The sequence below is a fragment of the Nocardioides ungokensis genome (assembly GCF_013466985.1).
GTDB lineage: Bacteria > Actinomycetota > Actinomycetes > Propionibacteriales > Nocardioidaceae > Nocardioides > Nocardioides ungokensis.
Genome location: NZ_CP059164.1, coordinates 2,735,516 through 2,758,465, shown reverse-complemented (window position 1 = coordinate 2,758,465; position 22,950 = coordinate 2,735,516). Strand labels below are relative to the sequence as shown.

Here is a 22,950-nt window from a genome sequence, read left to right as displayed (position 1 = left end):
AACGGTCAGGACCTCGCGGCGGGGGAGAAGTCGGCCCAGGCGCTGCGGACACCCTCCAGCAGCGAGACGGCCGGGTCCCAGCCCCGTGCGCGCGCCCGGCTGTTGTCGACCACGACGGCCGGCATCTCGCCGGGCTTGGGCGGCACGTGCCGGGCACTGATGGGTAGTCCGGTCGCGTCGCGGGCCGTCTCGAGGAGGTCGAGGACGGTGTGCGAGTGCCCGCTCCCGACGATCACCGGGCCGCTGGGCCAGCCGGCCACCGCGTTCGCGAAGGCCTTCGCCACGTCACTGACGTGGACCAGGTCGCGACGCTGGAGACCGTCGCCGTAGATCTGCACCTCCCCGTCGTCCGCGGCCGCGCGCAGCAGCCGAGGGATGAAGCTGTCCTTGTGGTGCATGCCGGGCCCGTAGACGTTGGTGAGCCGGAGGGCGGGAGTCCGCATCCCGTAGGCGCCGGAGTAGCCCGAGAGGATCATCTCGCCGGCCGCCTTGGTGGCGCCGTACGGCGTCATCGGTGCGAGCGGCACCTCCTCCGTCAGCACACCCTCGCGCGGTCCGACCACGGCGTTGGTCGAGGCGAGGACGAAGGTGCTCACGCCCCGCTCGCGGGCGAGCTCGAGGAGCGCCGCGGTGATCTCCACGTTGGTGCGTTGCACCAGCGCCGGCCGCTCGACCGAGCCGAGGACCGACGTCTCGGCCGCGAGGTGCACGATCGCGTCGAGGTCGTCGGTGACCGCGCGGTCGCGCACGCCGGGGTCGTCGAGCTCCCCCCGCACCGCCGGCACGTCGTCATCGGGGTGGTCGAGGCGGTCGACGACGGACGGCGCGTGGCCGCGTGCGCGGAGCTCGGCGACGACGTGGCGTCCGATGAACCCGGCGCCGCCCGTGACCAGGACCCGCAGCGGCCGGTCCGCGCCGCGGTCACGAGGTCCGGCTCCGCAGCGACTCGCGCCATCGGACCGTCGGCTCGAGCAGGTCGAGGTCCACGCGGTCGCGGTGCTGGGCGATGATCGGGAACATCGACCGGAAGAGCGTCTCCGACAGCAGGTGCGGCTCCAGGCCGAGCGACTCCAGCGCGGTGTGCGTGAACCGGTAGTGGTGGTCCTCGATCTCCACCCGAGGGTTGTCGATGTGCTGGATCTCCACCGGGCCGTCGAACGAGTTCGCGACCACCTTGGCCATCTCCAGCAGGGAGAAGCTCTCGGTCGCCTGGTTGAACACCCGGAACTCGCCCTGCTCGGCGGGGTTCTCGCAGGCCAGACGGATGCACTCGACGGTGTCGCGGATGTCCAGGACGGCGCGGGTCTGGGTGCCGGCGCCGTACACCGACAGCGGCAGGCCGAGCACGGCCTGGATGGCGAACCGGTTGAGAACCGTGCCGAACACCGCGTCGTAGTCGAGCCGTGTCGCCAGGCGCGGGTCGAGCGCCGTCTGCTCGGTCTGCTGCCCGTAGACGATGCCCTGGTTGAGGTCGGTGACGCGCAGCCCCCAGATGCGGCAGCCGAACTCGAGGTTGTGGCTGTCGTGCACCTTCGAGAGGTGGTAGAAGCTACCCGGCCGCTTCGGATAGAGGACCCGGTCGCTGCGGCCGTTGTGGGTGACCTCGAGCCAGCCCTCCTCGATGTCGATGTTGGGCGTGCCGTACTCGCCCATGGTGCCGAGCTTGACCAGGTGGATGTCCCGGTCGAGCTCACCGATCGCATACATGACGTTGAGCGTGCCGACGATGTTGTTCGTCTGCGTGTAGACCGCGTGCTTGCGGTCGATCATGGAGTACGGCGCGGCCCGCTGCTCGGCGAAGTGCACGATCGACTCGGGGGCGAAGGCCCGGATCGCGTCGTAGGCGAAGTCCGCGTCGGTCAGGTCGCCGTGGAAGACGGCGATCTGCTCGCCGCTGACCTCCTGCCAGGCCTGCACCCGGGTCCGCAGGGACTCGATCGGCACCAGGCTCTCGGACCCGAGCTCGTGGTCGTACTGACGGCGGACCGCACTGTCGAGCACGCCGACCTCGTGACCGTGCGCCGACAAGTACATCGCGGTGGGCCAGCCGAGGTAGCCGTCACCCCCGAGCACCAGGATTCGCATCTGAGATCCTTCCTCGACGACGGGGATGCGGCGCTGCGGAGCACGGAGCACCCCAGGTCGGGAACGTTGTCAAGCGGTTGCCGCGAGCATATCCGCGCCCGACGACGGCGCTACCCCGCTCGAGCGGGCGGCCGCTCGTCGAGCCTGCAGGCAGTCAGAAATTTTGCAGACACCGGAAGTAGTCCGTGGCAAGCATCGGGGTGAACCCCGCCCGCTGCAGCGCCCGGACCCGACGTACGTCGCGCGTCGCGAGGCAGGCGACGTCCACGTGCAGCACCCGCAGGGCGCGGCTGACCTCCCGCTGCCGCCAGGGGCCGACCTCGTTGGCGAAGTCGACCAGCGTCAGCCGCTCCCGGTAGTGGAAGGAGGGGATGTCGCGCAGGTAGTGGAGGTAGTAGTCGCGGGGAGCCACCGTCTTCACGTCCGTGGTCGTCACCGCGATCGTGATCGCCAGCGAGTCGGGTGCCAGCACGAGGCCTCCGGGGCCGACGTCCGCGATGACCCGGTCGGCGACGTACCTGCTGCCGGGGGTGCGCTCCCAGTGGAACGGTGCTCGCCACTGGTTGCCGGTGTCGCCCGCCCAGATGGGGGAGCCGGAGGCCACCAGCACGGCCAGCGCGACCGCTGCCGCGACGCCGGACGACCACCTGTGCCGCAGCCAGGTGTGCGCGTAGCGGCGATGCAGCCACGCGCCGCCGCGCGCCACGGCGAGCCCCACCAGGGCGGCCACGGTGCACCCCCACGAGACCCGCCACAGCGTCGGGCCGAGTCCCGTCACGTCGTAGGAGAGTCGCGTCATCCCCGGGACGAGCACCACGCCGGTGGCGAGCACGAGCAGGCCGGTGGTGACCCGTGCCGCGGCGGACGGCACCAGCAGGCACCCCACCAGGACCGAGAACACGGCCAGGGCAGCGATCGGGCCGGTCAGGAAGACCTCGTGGCCGAACCACGAGGGGTCGAAGCGGTACTGGCGCCGGGCGCCGAAGTCGTCGGCCGAGCGTCCGCCCAGCACCTTCGTCGCGACTCCCGCCGCGATCGGGTACGCCGCCATCAGCGCGAACCCGGCCGCGGCCCGGGCCCTGGACCGGGGGAGGAGTGGCGCCGCGCCGGCGAACGCGATGAGCGGGGTGAGGAAGATCGCCGTCGTCGAGAGGCCGACCGACGCCACCCCGCCCAGCGCGAGGCGCAGCCCGGTCGAGCGGGACGGACGTTCGACGAACCGGAGCGCGTGCACCAGCAGGACGGGGACGAGCAGGCAGAGCAGGATGACCTTGCCCTGCCACAGGCGGGTGAGGAACAGGTTGCCGGGGGGACCGTAGGACGACGTGCCGTCGAGGAGCAGGAACACCAGCGCGACCGAGAGGACGAGCGCGACCTGGCGCACGCGCCACGCACGCAGCAGTCGCCAGAGCGCCAGCACCGACAGGGCGGTGGCGAGCGGAGGCACGACGAGGTACTCGACGGAGCCGGCCCGGGTGCCCACGAGGTGCGCGACCGCGCCCGTCAGGCCGTCGTACGACGCGACCGGCGGCCAGTTCGACATCGGGTAGGTGAGGTCGGCGAAGATCGTGTCCCGCAGCGGGAACGTCCCGTGCTCGGCGACCCACTGCGAGAGGTTCACGTAGTACAGGTCGTCGGGGTTGGGCCGCAGGGTGAACGTGGCCAGGGCCGCGAGCGCGACGGCCCACCCCAGCACGACGGCGACCTCGCCCCGACCCTCGACGAGCCCGTCGTCGACGTCCGGGCCGCTCGCGGCGGTGAGGGTCCGGAAGGCCCACCAGGCGCCCGCGCCGGCAGCCACCAGCCACGGCACCCACACCAGCAGCCACGGCGCGCTGACGGCCATCGACAGCGCCGCCACCGCCGCGGCGGTGGCGGTCACCGTCGGCAGGCGGACCGCACGTCCCCGCGCAGCCCGCGGCGGCCGGGTCGCGGGAGCGACGTGCTCCCGGGTCCCCGGCTCCGCGAGCCACCGGGTCAGCAGCGCGCAGGCGGCCAGCGCGACGACCTCGAGCCCGAGGGCCCAGGCGACGTCCAGCCGCAGGAACAGGCACGCGTGGTAGACGAGCGTCCAGGTGGCGAGCAGCGCCACCACGGCGTCCAGGAGCCGGTCGCACCGCATCGCCGTGGAGGTCGCGGCGCGCCCCTGGGCCATGGGCTCAACCTAACGGGACACGGGAAGGGGCATCCTCACCGTCGTGGTCACACCGCCCGAGCTCATGAAGGAGTGACGATCGCGAAGTCGGGGTCGGGCTCCTCGAGCAGGGCCAGGAGTCGAGCCAGCACTGAGGCGTCGCCCGTGATCTCGACGCCGGCCGCGGCCAGCGCCCCGGGATCGGCCGTCCCGGAGGCGAGCAGGGCCAGCGCCCGACGCGGGAGCCTGATCGTGGCGTCGGCGGGTTCGGGCCGCTCCTTCGGGCTGTAGGTGAGGACGCCGTTGGCGAGCAGCAGGCGGTGGTACGCCCCGGTGTCGGTGATCCTGACGTCGATGGTCAGTCGCTCGTCCCACGCGCGGGGGCCGTCGACCCGGATCGCGAGGGCATCGAAGAACATCTCGGGGGTCAGCGCGGCCATCATGTCCTCGGACCCGGTCCCGGCGGGCGTGCCGAAGCTCCCGTGCCGCAGCTCAGTGGCTCCGGAGAGGTAGACGCTGCGCCAGGTGCCGTTCTCGGAGCCGAAGCCGAGCTGTTCGAAGGTGTCGGCGAGGAGGGCTCTCGCCTCCGCGTGGGCAGGCTCGGCGAACACGACGTGGCTGAGGACCTCCGCCACCCAGCGCAGGTCGCCGGCGTCGTACGACGCCCTGGCCTTGGCCACGACGGCGTCGGCGCCGCCCATGAACCCCACGTAGCGGACGGCTGCCTCGACGGGTGGGTGCTGCCACAGGTGTGCCGGGTTGCCGTCGTACCAGCCCATGTAGCGCTGGTAGATGGCCTTCACGTTGTGGCTGACCGACCCGTAGTACCCGTGGGTGTGCCAGGCGGCCTCCAACGCGGGCGGCAGCTCCATCTGCTCGGCGATCTCGGAGCCGACCAGGCCCTTGTTCAGCATCCGCAGGGTCTGGTCGTGCAGGTAGGCGTAGAGGTCGCGCTGGAGCGAGAGGAACTCGACGATCCGGTCCGTGCCCCAGGTCGGCCAGTGGTGGGAGGCGAAGGCGACCTCGGCCTCGTCGCCGAAGAGGTCGATCACCTCGGTGAGGTAGCCGGCCCACGCCCGGGGGTCCCGCACCAGCGCGCCCCGCAGTGTCAGGAGGTTGTGCAGGGTGTGCGTCGCGTTCTCGGCCAGGCACAGTGCCCGGAGGTCCGGGAAGTAGAAGTGCATCTCGGCCGGTGCCTCGGAGCCTGGCGCCATCTGGAAGACGATCCGGACGCCGTCGAGCACCTCCTCCTGCCCGGTCGTGGTGATCTCGAGCGTGGGCTCGATCAGCGTCACCGAGCCGGTGGACGTCGTCTGCCCCAGGCCGGCACCCACCTGTCCCGCGGGTCCCCGCTCGAGTGTGGCGCCGTACATGTAGCCCGCTCGCCTGCTCATCGCGGTGCCGGCGTAGACGTTCTCGGCCACCGCGTGCTCGACGAAGCCGGCCGGGGCCACGACCGGGACCGCGCCCGAGTCGACCTCCTCCTGGGTGATGACCCCCTTGACCCCGCCGAAGTGGTCGATGTGGGAGTGGGTGTAGATCACCGCGGTGACCCGTCGGTCACCGCGGTGCTCGCGGTAGAGGGCGAGCGCCGCAGCCGCCGTCTCGGTCGAGATGAGCGGGTCGATCACGATGACCCCGGCCTCGCCCTCGACGAAGGTGATGTTGGAGAGGTCGAGACCACGCACCTGGTAGATCCCCTGCCGGACCTCGAAGAGGCCCTGCATGGACACCAGCCGCGACTGCCGCCACAGGCTCGGGTGGGCGGTTTCCGGCACGTCCGCACCGAGGAAGTCGTAGGAGTCGTTGTCCCACACGACCCGGCCGTCCGCGGCGTGGACCACGCACGGGTCCAGCCTCGCGACCAGGCCGCTGAGGCGTCCTCGAAGTCGCGGGTGTCGGTGAACGGCATCCCCGGCGTCGGAGGCTGCGTCATCACCGGGGATGCGGGGGAGTCGGGAGTAGGTGGCATGCCCGGAGACTCGCACCGGGCGCAGGGGACGACATCAGCCGTCAGGGGTGATCTCTGCGTCCCCGGACAGCCCCGTGCTCCGGGGCACCCGGCGCGCGGTCCACGGCCGCTCAGGGACGGGTGGAGGCCTCCTCGACGGTGAGCTCGGCCGTCGGCATCGCCTCGAGTCGCTCGTCGGGGATGGGCACGCCGCTGCGGATCGACAGTCCGTAGGTGCCCTCCGCCAGCCGCTTCTCGGCCCGCTCGACGGCGGCGAGACGGGTACGCAGGCCCGCCGCGACGGCGTCGTCCACGCCCTCGGCCACGATCGGGTCGGCGGCGTCGACCTGGTCCCCGATGTCGGTCTCGGCGGCACGATCGTCCCGGGCTGCCGAGTCGAGCTCGGTCAGCATCCGGACCACCGCGTCGCGCTCGGCCGCCAACAGCTCGCGAGCTCGGTCTGCGTCCATTCTCGATCCGCCTCCTGGTGCGTGTCCGGTCCGAGAGATGCCGTGGCGTCCCACGGTAGCCGTGATCGTCCCGCCGGGGTGATGCGGAGGTCGCGGCATCGGGGGACTCTGGATCCTTCGGCGTCGCACCGAGAGGGAGTGGAGCATCGTGGCCAAGGTGGAGCATCAGGCCCGCAGGGACAAGGTCGAGCACCCCGGCCGGGAGGAGCGGGCAGCGCGGGGCGTCGGGGCACGCGCCCGGGCCCTGCCGGCGAGCCATGCCGGCTGGTCGCCGGCCCCCGACCGGCCGGACCCGGTGGCGCTGATCGAGGAGCAGAACGCCCGGAGGGACCAGGATCTCGTGCCGGTGCGACACGGCCGCATGATGGCGTCGCCGTTCACCTTCTACCGAGGCGCCGCGAAGATCATGGCGGTCGACCTCGCGAGCACCCCCACCTCGGGGCTCGAGGTCCAGCTGTGCGGTGACGCGCACCTGTCGAACTTCGGGGTCTACGGCTCTCCCGAGCGGAGCCTGGTCTTCGACATCAACGACTTCGACGAGACCCTCCCCGGCCCCTTCGAGTACGACGTGAAGCGGCTGGCCGCGAGCCTCACGGTGGCCGCGTCCAACAACGGGTTCACCCCGGCCCAGGCGTTCGAGATCACGAAGGCGTGTGTCACCTCCTACCGAGAGTCGATGGCCGAGTTCGCCGCCATGCGCACGCTCGACATCTGGTACGCCCACCTCTCCGAGGACGAGCTGCGGCAAGGCGTGATGCAGGCCACTGCGGCGGTCAAGGACAAGGAAAAGGCCAAGAAAAAGGCCAAGGGCAAGGGGAAGGGCAAGGAGAAGGGCGAGGAGAAGGGCGAGCTGACCGCGAAGGAGGCGAAGAAGATCGAGAAGCGCTTCGAGAAGAATGCCGCGAAGGCCCGCAGCCGCGACAGCCTGCAGGCCCTGGCCAAGCTCACCGAGGTCGTCGGTGGCACCCACCGGATCGTCAGCGTCCCGCCGGTCATCGTGCCCGCGCGCGACCTGGAGGCCACCTACGGGATCGCCCCCGAGCTGATGGAGGAGATCATCTTCAAACAGTTCCGCGAGTACCGGGACACCCTCCCCCTGGACCGCCGGCACCTCCTCGAGCACTTCGAGGTCGTGGACTGGGCCCGCAAGGTGGTCGGCGTGGGGAGCGTCGGGACCCGTGCCTTCATCGCCCTCCTGCAGGGCGCGGACGAGACCGACCCCCTGTTCCTCCAGATCAAGGAGGCGACGTCGTCCGTCCTCGAAGGACCCGGGCGCAAGAGCCGCTTCCGTCAGGCCGGGGAACGGGTCGTCCAGGGCCAGCGCCTGATGCAGGCCACCAGCGACATCTTCCTGGGGTGGAGCAAGGGCTACGAGGACGGCCGCTTCTTCTACTGGCGTCAGCTGCGGGACATGAAGGGGTCAGCCGTGGTGGAGCAGATGCCCGTCGCGGCGATGACGTACTACGGGCGCACCTGCGGATGGACGCTGGCCCGGGCGCACGCCCGGTCCGGTGACCCGGTCGCGATCGCGGCGTACCTGGGGACGGACGACACCTTCGACAGTGCTATCACGGACTTCTCCCGTCGCTACGCCGAGCAGAACGAGCGCGACTACCTGGAGTTCACCGCCGCGATCGAGGCGTCGCGGATCGAGGCGGTCCAGGGAGTCTGACCGCTGTGGTGGCCGACACGTCCGGTGGGTGAATCGGCCAGTCCTCCAGCGCGTCGAGGGCCGGGGGAGGCACGATACGTCCCATGGCGAGACGGGGGGACCTGCTGCGCCGTCTGGCTGGTGCGGCGCTGGCGGTCGGGCTGACGACGACGCTGGGTGCCTGCGTGCCCGCGGACAGCACAACCGGCGGCGCACCGCGTCGTGCGCACTCCCGGGCGTCGACGGGGCACCCTCACGAGGCGCACCGTCACCAGGGCGCACGGCACCACTCGACGCCGCCGGCCGTCCCCTCGGGCGAGGGCACGGCGCTGGCCGCGCTTGAGGAGCTGCCCGTGAAGGGGCGGGCCCCGATGACCGGCTACGACCGCGACCAGTTCGGACCGGCGTGGCTGGACGCTGACCGGAACGGGTGCGACACCCGCAACGACATGCTCGCCCGCGACCTGACCCACCTGGTGTTCGAGCCGGGGACCCATGACTGCGTGGTCGTGAACGGCGACCTGGCCGATCCGTACACCGCGTCCGCCATCCACTTCGTCTACGGCGACGGCGCGCTGGTCGACATCGACCACGTCGTCGCGCTCGGCAACGCATGGGCCACCGGCGCCTTCCGCTGGCCGATCCGGAAGCGGGCCGCGATCGCGAACGACCCGTTGAACCTGCTCCCGGTGGACGCCTCGGCGAACCGGCAGAAGGGGGACGCGGACGCCGCGACCTGGTTGCCGTCGAACAAGGCCTACCGGTGTGCCTACGTGGCCCGGCAGATCACGGTGAAGACGAAGTACGACCTGTGGGTGACGCCGCCGGAGAAGTCCGCGATGGAGCGGGTCCTGGGCTCCTGCCCGGACCAGCGGGTGCTGACGGACTCCGGAGCGCCGGTCCTGGTGCCGGTCAACGTGACCGCTCCGTCCGCGCCCTCGACCCCCAGCAGCCCTGCGGCCGGAGGCGGCACGGGCGGCTCGGTGTACTACGAGAACTGCGACGCGGCCCGGGCCGCCGGCGCCGCCCCGCTGCACCGGGGCGACCCCGGCTACGGGCCGCACCTGGACGGCGACGGCGACGGCGTCGCCTGCGAGTAGCGACCCGTCATGAGCCCTGCGAGTGGCGAGGCGCCGGTCTTCGTCGTCCAGCGGCACGACGCGTCGAGGCTCCACTTCGACGTCCGTCTCGAGGTCGAGGGGGCCCTGGTCTCGTGGGCCGTGCCGAAGGGGCCGTCGCTGGACCCGCGCGACAAGCGACTGGCTGTACGGGTCGAGGATCATGCGCTCGATCACGCGCACTTCGAGGGCCGCATCGGTGAGGGCACGGTGATCGTCTGGGACACCGGCACCTACGAGAACGTCACGGAGAAGGACGGACGGCCGATCGACATGGCGGCAGCCCTCGAGGCCGGCCACGTCAAGGTCGTGCTGAGCGGGCACAGGCTGACCGGGGCATTCGCACTGACCCGCACCAGCATGGGCGGTGACGAGAAGAACTGGATCCTGGTCAAGGTCGACGACGACGCTGCCGACCGACGTCACGAGCTCACCTCGACGGAGACAGGGTCGGTGCTGAGCGGACGCACCAACGAGGACCTCGCGGACGAATCGTCGTAGCGGTCGCCGTGCTGGTGCCGTCGTCCCCTCACGTGGGATCGAGCAGGCCGGCGGGGAGCCACTCCTCGAGGAGCACCCAGCCGTCGGGGTCGGGCACGGGGTGGACCACTCGGCCCTCCCAGGCGCCGGCGACGTTGCGCCACTCGAGGAGGAGACCCGGATGGCGGCCGGCGGTGGTGGTGACCCAGCAGTGCTTGAGGGGCAGCGGCTCGGGGGTGGCGCGAGGCGGATCAGGCGCGGGCTCGTGGCTGCGGGCGACGCGGTCGGCCATGGAGCCGTAGCTGCCTCGCTTGTTCATCCCGCCGGCCATGTGACCATGATGCCCCATGATCGAACAGGTGTTCTAACGACCACATCATTGACAGTCGGAGGGCTGCGGCGTTGGCAGGTCTCGCCCATGAGTCGAGGCGCTCGCTGTGGGAGCGTGCTCGAGCCGGCCGCGACCCCCGATCCCCCGAAGGGGTGTCGCGGCCGGTCTGCCCAGCCGGGCCACGGGGGTGCCGCGTGAGGTGGCCGGGGCAAGAGGAAAGCCCCTCGGCCTGGTCGGCTGAGGGGCTTCGGGGTGATGCTGGTGGGCGATACTGGGTTTGAACCAGTGACCTCTTCCGTGTCAAGGAAGCGCGCTACCACTGCGCCAATCGCCCGTGAGCAACAACGATCCCACAAGTGGGACCGATGGTGTTCGAGGTGGAGACGGGATTTGAACCCGTGTAGACGGATTTGCAGTCCGTTGCCTCGCCTCTCGGCCACTCCACCGTGGAGGCCAAACCGTGAGAGAGACCTCTCCGAGCGGACGACGAGGCTCGAACTCGCGACCTCAACCTTGGCAAGGTTGCGCTCTACCAACTGAGCTACGTCCGCTTGCTTTCCGTTGCCCTTGCGGGCCTCGGTGCGAAAGGAACAGTAGCCGATGCCCTCGGGGGTGCAAAATCCGGGTGTCGGAGGGGTGTCGGAGGTCCCCGTCGCCCCTCCTGCCACTCCTAGAGTGGACCCATGCGCGCCTGGATCGACGGGGACCTGCTCACCGACCCGACCGCCCCGGCGGTCCGGGTCACCGACCACGGCTTCACCGTGGGGGACGGGGTGTTCGAGGCCATCAAGGTGGTCGACGGCCTGCCGTTCGCCCTCACGCGGCACGTCGAGCGGCTCGCCAGGTCCGCCGCCGGGCTGGGGCTTCCCGAGCTCGACCAGGAGGCCGTACGCCGCGGGGTCGCCGCCGTCCTCGACGGCCAGGACCTTCCCCTCGGGCGGATCCGGATCACCTACACGGGAGGGCCGGCCCCGCTGGGATCCGGGCGCGGGGACGAGCCGCCGACGCTCGTCGTGGTGGCCGACGCCATGGCGGAGTGGCCCGCCACCACGGCCGTCGCGACCGTGTCGTGGCCCCGCAACGAGCGCGGGGCGCTCGCTGGTCTCAAGACCACGTCGTACGCGGAGAACGTCGTCGCCCTTTCCGAGGCCCACCGGCGCGGTGCGAGCGAGGCGGTCTTCGCCAACCTGGCCGGGCACCTGTGCGAGGGCACGGGTCCAACGTGTTCTACGTCGTGGACGGGGAGCTGCGCACGCCGACCCTGGCGAGCGGCTGCCTGGCCGGGGTCACCCGGGCGCTGGTCCTGGAGTGGTTCGGCGGGGTCGAGGTCGACGAGCCGATCGGGACCGTGGCGCAGGCCAGCGAGGTGTTCCTGACCTCGACCACGCGCGACGTACAGGGCGTCTCGGCCTGGGACGACCGTGACCTGCCCGCCCGGGCCGGTGACGAAGGCGGCGGCGGAGCTGTGGCGCCGCCGCGAGCCGGAGCTACTCGGACTCTGAGCCGAGCAGGCCGGCGACCAGTCCGTCGAGGTCGAGGTGGTCGCTCTCCGTGCCCGCGGGGACGGCCGCGAGGGTGCGGGTGAGGAACCGGTAGACCTCGTGCGTGTGGGCCTGGGCGATCAGGTGGCCGGCGGGGGAGCGGAACTCCAGGACGACGACCGCGCGCCCGTCCTGGTCGATGCTGGGCCACATCTCGAGGTCGCCCTGGCCGGCCGGGTCGGTCAGTGCCCGGAGCAGGGTCTGGCGGCACATGGCCCACCGGACGTCACCCTGCGCCGACGGAAAGGTGACCCACACGGCGTACGGGTCCGTCGGGTCGTACCCGAACGACGCCACCAGCTCGATCCCACGCCCGCGTGCGTCCACGCACTGCAGGGTGAGCTCCTGGGAAAGCGTCCGGGAAATCGGCTGCGTCACGTCGGCCCTCGCCCCGTTCTCATACGAGACCGGCCCCCGTGACCGGTCTGGTGAGAAGACGGTGCACCCCAACGCGCGTGACGCGATAGGGACCTAGGACCCGGAATGTGAGTGAACCGTCCGCATGCGCTAAAGTCTGCGACCGCACCGCGGGGCATCCCGGCCGGTGCGTCAGCGGGGCGATTGGCGCAGTGGTAGCGCGCTTCGTTCACACCGAAGAGGTCACTGGTTCGAACCCAGTATCGCCCACCAGAAGCACCGAAGCAGAGCCGCGCTACGTGGTAGCGCGGCTCTGCTGTTTGCACCGAAGAGGTCACTGGTTCGAACCCAGTATCGCCCACCGAACACCGCAAGCACCGGCCCGGAATGATCCGTCGTTCCGGGCCGTTCTGCATCCCATGACAACCATCGGACTCATCGGAGCAGGACACATCGGCAGCACCGTCGCCCGACTCGCGGTCGCCGCGGGACACGACGTGGTGCTGAGCAACAGCAGGGGGCCGGAGACGCTCTCCGACCTGGTGGCCGAGCTCGGCGACCACGCCCGCGCGGCCACCGCGGCCGAAGCGGCGGCCGCCGGCGACGTCGTCGTCGTGACGATCCCGCTGAAGAGCTACCGCGAAGTCCGGTCGAGCCGTTGCGCGGCAAGATCGTGATCGACACCAACAACTACTACCCGCAGCGTGATGGTCACGTCGCCGAGCTCGACGACGAGTCCACGACCGTCTCCGAGCTGCTCCAGGCGCACCTGCCGGAGTCGCACGTGGTCAAGGCGTTCAACAACATCTACTTCGAGCACCTGCTCGGGCTGGCCCGCCCGTCCGGGAGCGAGGACCGCAGTGCCCTGGCCATCGCCGGCGACGACGAGGGCGCCAAGAAGACGGTCGCCGACCTCCTCGACGACCTCGGCTACGACACCGTCGACGCCGGCCCGCTCGCCGAGGGGTGGCGCTACCAGCGCGACACCGCGGCGTACGGCACGCCGTACACCGAGGGCTGGGGACCGCGGACATGAAGGCGCGCACCGGCGACGCCGACCGGGTCCGCGAGCTCCTCGGCCAGGCGAAGCGCTACCGCGACATGCAGGACTGAGCCGAGGCGGCTGGCCCCCCACCGGACCCGCCGCCCCGCTCTCAGCGGAGCCCGATGTTCACGTAGTAGGTCTGGCCGTCATCGAGGGCCACTCCCACCCGCCAGTAGCTGCCGGCCTGGGACTTGTCGGTCTTCCAGGTGTAGGCGTACTGCGTGCCGTCCCAGGTGTACGTCGAGCCGACGGTCGTCGTCGAGGCGTACGCCGACTCGTTGACGGCCGCACCGGTGCCGCTCCCCTTGACCGGCACCAGCCACTTGGGTGCGTTGCCGGCCTGGACGAGCTGCCCGGCGGCGTTGCGCAGCTGGAACTTCATCGGCACCGCCTGCCCGGCGTTGAACACGCTGGTCGACAGCCCGGTCTGGTGCGCGGTGTCGTTGACTGGCTGCAGGAACAGCGTGCTGCCGTAGCCGTAGACGACCCGGTAGGTCGCCGTGGCGGTGCCCACGTTGCCGGCCCGGTCGGTGGCACTGCCGGTGACGGTGAACGTGCCGACCCCGTTGGGGAGGCCGCCCGTGGTGGTGAGCTTCGCCGGGCCGGCAAGGCCGCTGGTGGCGTCGCTCGCCGAGACCGTGGCGGCCGGGACGGCGCCCAGGGTGTACGTCGCGCCGTCCTTCACGCCGCCGACGCTGACGCCCGGCGCCACGGTGTCGACGTTGATCCCGCCCACGGTCGTGGTGCCCTTGTTGCCGGCGTTGTCGACCGCCGTCCCCGTGACCGAGTTGGTGCCCTGGGTGGCCACCGTGCTGTCGGGCTGGCAGGAGGCGATGCCGCTGACCGCGTCGCTGCAGGTGAAAGCCACGGTCACCGGCGTGCGGTACCAACCGGCGCCGTTGGGGCTCGTGGTGGCCCGGCCCGTGATCGTCGGCGGTGTCTTGTCGACGCGCACCGTGATCGTCGCCGCTGTCTCGCGGTTGCCGGCCCGGTCCACGCTCCAGTACGTCACCTCGTGGGTGCCCTCGGTGCTGAGCGTCACCGCGGTCCCGTCCTGCGTGGCGCGGCCGTCGACCGAGTAGTGCGTCGCCGCGACGCCGGAGAGCACGTCGGTGGCAGAGAGGCGGACGGTGGCGTCGGCGTTCTGCCAGTCGGTGGGCGCGGTCGCGACGGTGCTCGGCGGCGTCCGGTCGATCCTGATCCCGCCCACGCTCGCCGCGCGGGAGTTCCCGGCCCGGTCGCTGACCGCCGCTGAGGCGGCGAGGTCGTCGCCCTCCCCGGTGACGGTCGTGTTCGCCGGACCGTCGCCGTCGATGCCCGACAGCGCGTCTGCCGCGGTCCAGTGCACGGTGACGTCGCCGCTGTACCAACCGTCCGCGTTGGGGGCGGTGGTGGCCGCGCCGCTCAGCGTGGGACGGGTCTCGTCGACGTCGATCCGGCCCATCCGGAAGGGCTCGCTGTCGTTGTCCGCGCCGTCGGTGGCGGTGCCACCGGCACTCTGGCCCTTGCCCTCGCCCAGCCGCTGGGCACCCGGGCAGGTCAGCACTCCCGACAGGCCGGCCTGGTCGGCGCAGGTGAAGCTCGCGACGACGTCGGCGTTGAACCAGCCGTTGGCGTTGGGGGACGAGGACAGGCTGCCGATCACCGTCGGCCGGCTCTCGTCGACGTTGACGGTCGTCTCGTCGGTGGCGGTGTTGCCCGCGGCGTCCCTGGCGGTGCCCACGACCTTCTGGGCGGCGCCCTCGCCGCGGGTGACCGGGTCGGTGCACGCGGCGACCCCGGAGGCCTCGTCGGTGCAGGTGAAGGTCACCGTCACGTCGCTGTTGTTCCAGCCGCGCTCGTTGGGGGCCGGTGCCTGGACGTGGGTGATCCCCGGCGCGGTCCGGTCGATCCTGACCACCACGTCCTGGCGAGCCTCCACGTTGCCGGCGACGTCCGTGCTCCAGACCTGGAGCGTGTGCACGCCCTCGGTGTCGATCGTGAGCTTGCTGCCCTGGCCAGGAGCCACGTCGTCGAGCCGGTAGTGCGTGGCGGCGACCCCGGAGAGGTTGTCCTTGGCGGTCAGGTCGACGGTGACGGCGCTGTTGGTCCACTGGGACACGTCCGAGACCGTCGTGGTCGGCGCGGTGCGGTCGATCTTCACCGGCGGGCTGCTCGCCGAGGTCTGGTTGCCGGCGAGGTCGCGGACCGTGGCCCCGGCGGTGAGGTCTCGTCCCTCGCTGTTGATCGTGCTGTCCGCCGGAGCCGGACCGTCGACGCCCGAGAGGGCGTCGTCCGCGGTCCAGTGCACGGTCACGTCGCCGTCGTACCAACCGGCGTCGTTGGGCGGGGCGGTAACCGCGCCCGTCAGCGTCGGCGCGGTCGTGTCGACGTCGATCGGGCCGACGCTGGTGCGCTGCCGGTTGCCGGCCGCGTCGGTGGCGCTGCCGTCGGCCTGCTGGCCACGGCCCTCACCGAGCCGGACCGGGGCGGTGCAGTCCGCGATGCCGGACAGGGCGTCGTCGCAGGCGAAGCCGACCGTGACCGGGGCGTCGTACCAGCCGTGGGCGTTGGCCGGCCGGTCCGGCGTGCCGCTGATCGTCGGGTCGACGCTGTCGATGCTCACCGAGACGTGGTCGGTCCTGGTGTTGCCGGCCTTGTCCAGCGCGGTCCCGGAGACGTCCTGGCCGCCACCGTCCGTGCCGACCGGCACGTCTACGGGGCAGGTGGCGATGCCGGACAGGGCGTCGTCGCAGGACCAGCTCACGGTGACCGGGCGGTTGTTCCAGCCGCTCGCGTTGGGCGCCGGGCTGATGTCGGCGCGGAGGTCGGGTGCGGTGAGGTCGATCCGGACCGTGACGCTGTGGGCCGGCTCGACGTTGCCGGCGTGGTCGACGCTCCAGTAGCGCAGCGCGTGCTGGCCCTCGGTGTCGATCGTGAGCGACGAGCCCTGGTGGCGATCGCCGCCGTCGACCTCGTAGTAGGTCGCGTCGACGCCGGACAACCCGTCGGCCGCGTCGAGGCTCACCGTGACCTGGGTGTTGTTCCAGCCCGTCGGGGCGTCCGCCCCCGTGGCCGGCGGGGTGCGGTCGATGTTCACCGGGAGGCTGTCGGCGGTCGTGGTGTTGCCGGCCCTGTCGGAGACGGTGGCGGTGGCCCGCAGCCCGGCGCCCTCGCCGGTGATCGTGCTGTCGGCCGGGGCGCCGGCGATCCCGGAGCGGTCGTCCTGGGCGGCCCAGCCCACGGTCACGTCGCCGGCGTACCAGCCGTCGATGCCGGGCTCGGTGGTCGGCGCGCCCTGCAGGGTCGGGGCGGTCTCGTCGACGTTGATCCCGCCGACGGTGCTGGTGGCGTCGTTGCCGGCGGCGTCGACCGCCCGGCCCTCGAGCGACTGGTCGGTGCCCTCACCGAGGGTCCGGTCGGGCGTGATCTCGTCGATGCCGGAGAGCCCGTCGGTGCCGTCGAAGTGCACGGTGACGTCGGTGTTGTTCCAGCCGGCGGCGTTGGCCGCGGGCGTACGACTGCCCACGATCCGCGGGCTGGTCCGGTCGAGGCTGACCGAGGCCCGGTCCTCGGCGCCGTTGCCCGCGTTGTCGGTGGCGGTGCCGGTCACGGTCTGGTCGATGCCCTCGGTCGTGACGTCCTGCGCCGGGGTGCAGCTCGCGACGCCGGACAGGTCTGCCTGGTCGGCGCAGTCGAACGTGACGGTCACGTCGGTGTTGTTCCACCCGTTGCGGTTCGCGGGCGGGGACAGGGTGTGGGTGATCGTCGGCGCGGACCGGTCGATGCGGACCGTGACGGACTGCTCCCTCTCGGTGTTTCCGGCCTTGTCGGTGCTCGCATAGTCGATGGTGTGGCTGCCCTCGTCGCTCAGGGTCACCGAGGTGCCCTGCTGCGGGGCGCCGCCGTCGATGCGGTACTCCGTGGAGGCGACCCCGGACAACGCGTCGTGCGGGGTCAGCGTGACCTCGACGTCGCCGTTGCTCCAGCCGCCAGGGGCCGAGGCGTCGGTCGTCGGCGCGGTCTTGTCGATGTCGACCGGCTGGCTGGATGCGCTGGTCGTGTTACCGGCCAGGTCGCGGACCGTGGCCGAGACGGTCTGGCCACGGCCCTCGGTCGCGAGCACCGCGTCCGCGGGCTTGTCGCCCGCGAGGCCGGACAGTGTGTCCGCAGCGACCCAGACCTCGGTGACGTCGGTGTTGTACCAGCCGTTCTCGTTGGGCAGCGTGGTCGGCGCCGCGCTCAGGTCGGGGGCGGTCTCGTCGACGTTGATCCCGGTGACGCCGGCGTCCGCGCTGTTGCCGGCGTTGTCGGTGGCGGTGCCGTGGACGGCCTGGTCCGCGCCCTCACCGACGTGCTGCGGCGCGGTGACGTGGTCGATGCCGGAGAGCGCGTCGTGGGCGTCGAAGGCGATGGTGACGTCGTCGTCGTACCACCCGGCGGCGTTGGCGGGCCGGTCCGGAGCTCCGGTGAGGGTGGGCGCGGTCTTGTCGATGTTGACGACCGCGGAGCCGCTGACGCGGTTGCCGGCGTGGTCGGTGGCGGTGCCGGTGACACGCTGCGCCCGGCCCTCGGTCGAGATCGTCCGCGGCTCCGGGCAGTCGGCGAGGCCCGAGAGGCCGGGCTGGTCCGCGCAGGAGAAGCTCACGGAGACGTCGGTGTTGTTCCAGCCGTTGGCGTTGGGTTCCGGGGCCTGGCCCGGGGTGATGTCGGGGGAGGTCAGGTCGAGGCGGACCGTGAAGGACTGGGCGGCCTCGCGGTTCCCGGCCCGGTCGACCGACCAGTAGGACACGGTGTGCACGCCCTCGCTGCCGACCGTGACGCTGCTGCCGCGGACCGGGTCGCCGCCGTCGACGGCGTACCAGGTGGAGTCGACGTCGGACAGGTGGTCGCTCGCGGAGAGGCCGACGGTCACCGGGGCGTTCACCCAGCCGCCCGGCACGCCCGTCGCGGACGTGGTCGGAGCGGTGCGGTCGATGCGGATGCCGTCCACCGTGGCGTACGTCGTGTTGTCGGCGCGGTCGCTCACCCCGGCGGTGGCAGCCAGGTCGCTGCCCTCACCGGTGACGACGCTGTCGTCGGGACAGGCGACGACCCCGGAGAGGTTGTCGTCGCAGCTCCAGTGGACGGTGACGTCGCCGTCGTACCAGCCCTGCGCGCCGGGTTCGCCGCAGCACCCGACCGGAGATCGTGGGCGCGGTGGTGTCCACGTTGACGCGCGGCGTGGTGGCCGAGGCCGAGTTGCCGGCGGCGTCCGTGGCGGTGCCGGTCGCGCTCTGGTCGGCGCCCTCACCGAACGTGTGGGCGCGATCCTGGCTCGCCACGCCGGAGAGCGCGTCGGTGGCGGTCCAGGTGGTGGTGAGGGGGCCGGCGTACCAGCCGCGCTGGTTGGGGGCCGGCAGGTCGTCGACGGTGATGTGCGGCGGTGTGCGGTCGATGCTGACCGAGGCCGGGTCGGTGGCGCTGTTGCCGGCGTTGTCGCTCACGGTCCCGGTCACGGTCTGGGACCGGCCCTCGTCGGTCACCTGCCGCGGCCCGGTGCAGTCGGCGACGCCGGACAGCGCGTCGGAGCAGCTGAAGGTGACGGTGACGTCGGTGTTGTTCCATCCCTCGGCGTTGGGCGCCGGCTGCTGGGTGTGGCCGATCGTGGGCGAGGTCTTGTCGATGCCGAACGAGACCGTGTGGTGGGTCTCGTCGTTGCCGGCCTGGTCGGTGCTCCAGAACTCCAGCGTGTGCCGGCCCTCGCTGCTCACCGGCACGGACGTGCCGATGGCGGGCGCGCCGCCGTCGAGCACGTAGTGGGTGTCGGCGACGCCGGACAGCGCGTCGTCGGCCCCCAGGCTGAGCGTCACGTCCGTCTTGTTCCAGGCCGGGGGTGCGGAGACCGTGGTGTGCGGCGCGGTGCGGTCGATCCTGACCGGGGCGCTCTGGACCGAGCCGCTGCTGTTGCCGGCACGGTCGGTCGTGCTGGCTACGGCGGTGAGCCCGGCGCCCTCACCGGTGATGGTGCTGTTCGCCGGCGCGTTCGCGCCGGAGAGCGTGTCCGTCGCGGTCCACGCGATCGTCACGTCGTGGTTGAACCACCCGGCGCCGTTCGGGGCCGAGCTGGGCTTGCCGGACAGCGTCGGCGGCACCTTGTCGATGTTGATGCCCGACACCGTGGCGCTCGCCGTGTTGTCGGCGTTGTCGGTCACCGTGCCGGTGACCGACTGGTTGGCACCGTTGCCGCTCAGCATGGTGGGCGCCGACGCGCTCTTGACGCCCGAGGTCGCGTCCGCCGGCGTGAACGAGACGGTCACGTCGGTGTTGTTCCAGCCGTTTGCGTTGGCGGCCGGAGTCCGGGCGCCGGTGATGGTCGGCGCGGTCTTGTCGAGGTTGACGGTCACGGGGGCGCTCGTGGCGGTGTTGCCCACGTTGTCGGTCACCGTCGTCGTACGGGTGGCGGTGCCGTCGGTGGTGACCGTGGAGCTGGGCGGGCTCAGGGTCTTGACCCCCGAGCCACCGTTGTCGTTGCCCGTCCACGTGACCGTGACGTCGGCACTGCTCCAGCCCGCGGCGTTCGGGGCCGGCGCCAGGCTGGCGGTTGCGGTGGGGGTGTCGTTGTCAACCGTGTACGTCGCCTGCTTCAGTGCGCTCGGAGAGCCGGTGCACTTGTTCTGGCCCTGTGACCAGCCGGGGTAGGCCCTCGTCGTCACCGTCACGTCGCCGCGGCCGCTCCCCACCCTCAGCCATGGATAGGCGTTGGCGTCCGTGAACTGCCAGAAGGCGGCACTGGTCTTGTTCCCGAGCGTGTAGACCGTTCCCCGGCCGTCCAGCACCTCCACGCACTGGGTCCCGGGATCCGTGCTCACGTCGAGCTCCAGGATCTCGCCCTGTCGTGCGTAGACCGCAGTCGCTGTCTTGTAGATCGCCGGCCCTCCGGTGAAGACCGCGGTGTTGACAGATGTGGCGCCCAGGGCCGGAGGTGTGAGGGTCAGGGCGCTCAGGCCCAGGGCCACCGCGGCCAGGAGCGGCGTGCGCCGCGACCTGCGGGACGCTCCGCACGTTGTGCGCGGCCGACGTACCGGCCTCTTGGACAGCCCTGCTCCGAACATCTGCACGTCCCCCCGTGGTGACACGACCCGGCGCCTCCCGGCACGGGTGGCGTCGTCACCTTCCGCGGCCGGCCGGGGCGGCGCCGGTCGAGTGGGGGAGGCGTCCCCAGCATTGGGTACGGCCAGGCCGGAAACCGGGGCGCGGGGCGGACGGACCGGCGGATACGATCGAGCAGTCCGTTCGCCCTCGCACCAAGGAGCTCCCTGTGTCCGACATCAAGGTCGTCCTCGCCCACGCCGACGCGCGTGAGGACCGGACGGTCACGACGGGCACCAGGGCCTGGGAGCTCTTCGCCGACGACCCGAGCGTGATCGCCGCCCGCGTCGGCGGCCGGCTGCGCGACCTCGCCCACGAGCTCTGCGACGGCGACGAGGTCGAGGGCGTGGCCATCGACAGCCCAGACGGCCGCGACATCCTGCGCCACTCCACCGCCCACGTGATGGCGCAGGCCGTGCAGGAGCTGTTCCCCGAGGCCAGGCTCGGCATCGGCCCGCCGATCGAGAACGGCTTCTACTACGACTTCGACGTCGAGACCCCGTTCGTGCCCGAGGACCTCGAGAAGATCGAGACCCGGATGCGCAAGATCGTCAAGGAGGGCCAGAAGTTCTCCCGGCGGGTGACCACCGACGCCGACGCGCTCAGCGAGCTCGCCGACGAGCCGTACAAGATCGAGCTGATCGGTCTCAAGGGGTCGGGCAAGTCGGACGATGCCGCCCATGAAGTTGCAGAGGGTGCCAGCGTCGAGGTCGGCGCCGGCGAGCTGACCATCTACGACAACATCCGGCGCAACGGCGACGTCGCCTGGAGCGACCTGTGCCGCGGCCCGCACCTGCCCCACCAAGCGGATCCCGGCGTTCAAGCTGATGCGCTCGGCCGCGGCCTACTGGCGCGGCGACGAGAAGAACAAGCAGCTGCAGCGCATCTACGGCACCGCCTGGGAGTCCAAGGAGGCGCTCGAGGAGCACCTGCACCGGATCGAGGAGGCCGAGCGCCGCGACCACCGCAAGCTCGGCCGCGACCTCGACCTGTTTCTCGTTCCCGGACGAGATCGGCTCCGGCCTCCCCGTCTTCCACCCCAAGGGCGGCGTGATCAAGCGGGTCATGGAGGACTACGTCCGCCAGCGCCACATCGAGGAGGGTTTCGAGTACGTCGGCACTCCGCACATCGCCAAGGAGGGGCTGTTCTACACCTCCGGACACCTGCCGTACTACGGCGAGGGCATGTTCCCCGCGCTCGACGTGGACGAGATGGCCTACCGCCTCAAGGCGATGAACTGCCCCATGCACAACCTCATCTACCGCTCGCGCCAGCGCTCCTACCGGGAGCTCCCGCTCCGGCTCTTCGAGTTCGGCTCGGTCTACCGGCACGAGAAGTCCGGTGTGGTCCACGGCCTCACCCGCGTGCGCGGGTTCGCGCAGGACGACTCCCACTCCTACGTCACCCCGGAGCAGGCGCCGGCCGAGATCCAGCACCTGCTGGACTTCTGCCTCAGCCTCTTCCGTGACTTCGGGCTCGACGACTTCTACCTCGAGCTGTCCACACGCGACGAATCCAAGCCCGACAAGTTCATCGGCTCCGACGAGGACTGGGCGATGGCGACCAAGGTGCTCGAGGACGTGGCCACCGCGTCCGGACTCGAGCTGGTGCCCGACCCGGGCGGGGCTGCCTACTACGGCCCCAAGATCTCGGTGCAGGCGCGGGACGCGATCGGGCGGACCTGGCAGATGTCGACCATCCAGTACGACTTCAACCAGCCCTCCGCCGACCGGTTCAACCTCGAGTACGTCGCCGCTGACGGCAGCCGTCAGCAGCCGGTGATGATCCACTCGGCGAAGTTCGGCTCCATCGAGCGGTTCATCGGCGTGCTGGTCGAGCACTACGCCGGCGCGTTCCCGCCCTGGCTGGCGCCCGTCCAGGTGCAGGGGATCCCGGTGGCCGAGCGCCACCTCGACCACCTGCACGACGTGGCCCGTCGGATGCGTGCGGCCGGGCTGCGGGTCGAGGTCGACGACTCCGACGACCGGATGCAGAAGAAGATCCGCAACGCACAGCTGCAGAAGGTGCCGTTCATGGTGATCGCCGGTGACGACGACGTGTCCGCCGGTGCGGTCTCGTTCCGCTACCGCGACGGCCACCAGGAGAACGGCGTACCGATCGAGGAGGCCATCTCCCGGGTCGTGGCCGCCGTGGAGTCGCGCCAGCAGGTCTGAGCCGCCCTCGGCTCAGCCGACCCGCTTGACGTAGCGGCGGCACGGCGAGATGAACCTCTCGCCAGCCGCCGTGACCTCGTAGGGCAGGTCGCCCTCGTTGGTCCAGCCGCGCTTCTCGTAGAAGGCGCGCGCCCGGGTGTTGCCGATCGCCACCGCCAGCCACGCCACCTCGTGCCCGGCGGCGGCGACCTGGCGCTCGGCCTCGTCGAGCAGCAGCGTCGCGATGCCGCTCCCGTGCCGTCCGGGGTCGACGAAGACCTGCTCGACCTCGTCGCCGTCGATCATGATGAAACCGACCAGCACCCCGTCGAGCTCGGCCACGGTCGTGTCGGCGACCCGAGCCGGGGTCCGCTCGTGGAACGACTCCAGGGTGCGGGCCGCGGTCAGCCCGTCCGGCACGTGGCCGGGGTGGCTGGTGTGCCAGGCCGCGTGCCAGATGTCGGCCACGGTCGCCATGTCGCCCGGGGTCGCGGGGCGCAGGGTCGGAGTCGTCATGCCGCCA

15 protein-coding genes, 4 tRNA genes and 2 pseudogenes are annotated in these 22,950 nt (G+C 71.5%); 8 read left to right on the top strand and 13 right to left on the bottom strand.

Annotation, left to right across the window (positions count from 1 at the left end):
* Positions 1-5: 5 nt before the first annotated feature.
* From H0S67_RS13605 to H0S67_RS13585, 5 genes are all read right to left on the bottom strand, one after another.
* Positions 6-893 (bottom strand): NAD-dependent epimerase/dehydratase family protein, encoded by an 888-nt coding sequence (locus H0S67_RS13605; protein ID WP_180936923.1) that lies wholly within the window; start codon positions 891-893, stop codon positions 6-8.
* Positions 894-921: 28 nt separating this feature from the next.
* Positions 922-2,085: an NAD-dependent epimerase/dehydratase family protein gene (locus H0S67_RS13600; protein WP_180933488.1), complete on the bottom strand. Its 1,164-nt coding sequence runs from the start codon at positions 2,083-2,085 to the stop codon at positions 922-924.
* A 154-nt stretch (positions 2,086-2,239) separates the two neighbouring features.
* A complete protein-coding gene (locus tag H0S67_RS13595; RefSeq protein WP_180933487.1) occupies positions 2,240-4,240 on the bottom strand; it encodes a DUF6077 domain-containing protein in 2,001 nt (666 codons plus the stop codon).
* Between the two features lie 62 nt (positions 4,241-4,302).
* Entirely contained in the window at positions 4,303-6,063 is a 1,761-nt protein-coding gene (locus tag H0S67_RS13590; RefSeq protein ID WP_246354733.1) for an alkyl/aryl-sulfatase, read from the bottom strand.
* A 238-nt stretch (positions 6,064-6,301) separates the two neighbouring features.
* Positions 6,302-6,640 (bottom strand): TraR/DksA family transcriptional regulator, encoded by a 339-nt coding sequence (locus H0S67_RS13585; RefSeq protein ID WP_180933486.1) that lies wholly within the window; start codon positions 6,638-6,640, stop codon positions 6,302-6,304.
* 157 nt (positions 6,641-6,797) lie between these two features.
* Between H0S67_RS13585 and H0S67_RS13580 the strand changes: the two genes are divergently transcribed.
* The 3 genes from H0S67_RS13580 (at position 6,798) to H0S67_RS13570 (ending at position 9,910) form a co-directional block, all read left to right on the top strand.
* Complete coding sequence (locus H0S67_RS13580; protein WP_180933485.1) at positions 6,798-8,312, top strand: DUF2252 domain-containing protein; 1,515 nt, start codon at positions 6,798-6,800, stop codon at positions 8,310-8,312.
* Between the two features lie 83 nt (positions 8,313-8,395).
* The gene (locus H0S67_RS27395; RefSeq protein ID WP_180933484.1) at positions 8,396-9,391 is read left to right on the top strand and encodes a GmrSD restriction endonuclease domain-containing protein; all 996 of its coding nucleotides are present in this window, start codon (positions 8,396-8,398) and stop codon (positions 9,389-9,391) included.
* A 9-nt stretch (positions 9,392-9,400) separates the two neighbouring features.
* Positions 9,401-9,910 carry a DNA polymerase ligase N-terminal domain-containing protein gene (locus H0S67_RS13570; RefSeq protein WP_180933483.1) on the top strand — a complete coding sequence of 170 codons (510 nt, stop codon included), beginning with the start codon at positions 9,401-9,403 and terminating at the stop codon, positions 9,908-9,910.
* 28 nt (positions 9,911-9,938) lie between these two features.
* Here the strand turns inward: H0S67_RS13570 and H0S67_RS13565 are convergent, their stop codons facing one another.
* From H0S67_RS13565 to H0S67_RS13550, 4 genes are all read right to left on the bottom strand, one after another.
* Positions 9,939-10,220: a hypothetical protein gene (locus H0S67_RS13565; RefSeq protein WP_180933482.1), complete on the bottom strand. Its 282-nt coding sequence runs from the start codon at positions 10,218-10,220 to the stop codon at positions 9,939-9,941.
* Between the two features lie 259 nt (positions 10,221-10,479).
* A tRNA-Val gene (locus H0S67_RS13560) sits at positions 10,480-10,554 on the bottom strand.
* A 41-nt stretch (positions 10,555-10,595) separates the two neighbouring features.
* Positions 10,596-10,666: transfer RNA gene (locus H0S67_RS13555), tRNA-Cys, on the bottom strand.
* Between the two features lie 32 nt (positions 10,667-10,698).
* Positions 10,699-10,771 (bottom strand) — tRNA-Gly (locus H0S67_RS13550).
* A 132-nt stretch (positions 10,772-10,903) separates the two neighbouring features.
* On the opposite strand from H0S67_RS13550, the pseudogene H0S67_RS13545 reads away from it, so the two are divergent.
* Positions 10,904-11,805 (top strand): annotated as a pseudogene (locus H0S67_RS13545) (aminotransferase class IV).
* Here the strand turns inward: H0S67_RS13545 and H0S67_RS13540 are convergent.
* A complete protein-coding gene (locus tag H0S67_RS13540; RefSeq protein ID WP_246354732.1) occupies positions 11,708-12,088 on the bottom strand; it encodes an SsgA family sporulation/cell division regulator in 381 nt (126 codons plus the stop codon). The pseudogene H0S67_RS13545 and the gene H0S67_RS13540 sit on opposite strands and share 98 nt — an antisense overlap.
* Before the next feature lie 228 nt (positions 12,089-12,316).
* Between H0S67_RS13540 and H0S67_RS13535 the strand changes: the two genes are divergently transcribed.
* The 3 genes from H0S67_RS13535 (at position 12,317) to H0S67_RS23660 (ending at position 13,154) form a co-directional block, all read left to right on the top strand.
* Positions 12,317-12,391: transfer RNA gene (locus tag H0S67_RS13535), tRNA-Val, on the top strand.
* 146 nt (positions 12,392-12,537) lie between these two features.
* The gene (locus H0S67_RS23665) at positions 12,538-12,795 is read left to right on the top strand and encodes an NAD(P)-binding domain-containing protein (RefSeq protein WP_219635264.1); all 258 of its coding nucleotides are present in this window, start codon (positions 12,538-12,540) and stop codon (positions 12,793-12,795) included.
* Complete coding sequence (locus H0S67_RS23660) at positions 12,777-13,154, top strand: NADPH-dependent F420 reductase (protein WP_219635263.1); 378 nt, start codon at positions 12,777-12,779, stop codon at positions 13,152-13,154. The genes H0S67_RS23665 and H0S67_RS23660 overlap by 19 nt, the downstream gene beginning before the upstream one ends.
* Before the next feature lie 118 nt (positions 13,155-13,272).
* Here H0S67_RS23660 and H0S67_RS13525 read toward each other — a convergent pair whose 3' ends face one another.
* Together H0S67_RS13525 and H0S67_RS13520 are read right to left on the bottom strand one after the other, a co-directional pair.
* Entirely contained in the window at positions 13,273-18,171 is a 4,899-nt protein-coding gene (locus H0S67_RS13525) for an OmpL47-type beta-barrel domain-containing protein (RefSeq protein WP_180933481.1), read from the bottom strand.
* A gap of 28 nt (positions 18,172-18,199) precedes the next feature.
* Complete coding sequence (locus tag H0S67_RS13520) at positions 18,200-20,140, bottom strand: OmpL47-type beta-barrel domain-containing protein (protein WP_180933480.1); 1,941 nt, start codon at positions 20,138-20,140, stop codon at positions 18,200-18,202.
* A 302-nt stretch (positions 20,141-20,442) separates the two neighbouring features.
* Between H0S67_RS13520 and thrS the strand changes: the two are divergent.
* Positions 20,443-22,448, top strand: a pseudogene (gene thrS / locus H0S67_RS13515) (threonine--tRNA ligase).
* A gap of 12 nt (positions 22,449-22,460) precedes the next feature.
* Here the strand turns inward: thrS and H0S67_RS13510 are convergent.
* A complete protein-coding gene (locus H0S67_RS13510) occupies positions 22,461-22,943 on the bottom strand; it encodes a GNAT family N-acetyltransferase (RefSeq protein ID WP_180933479.1) in 483 nt (160 codons plus the stop codon).
* Positions 22,944-22,950: the final 7 nt, after the last annotated feature.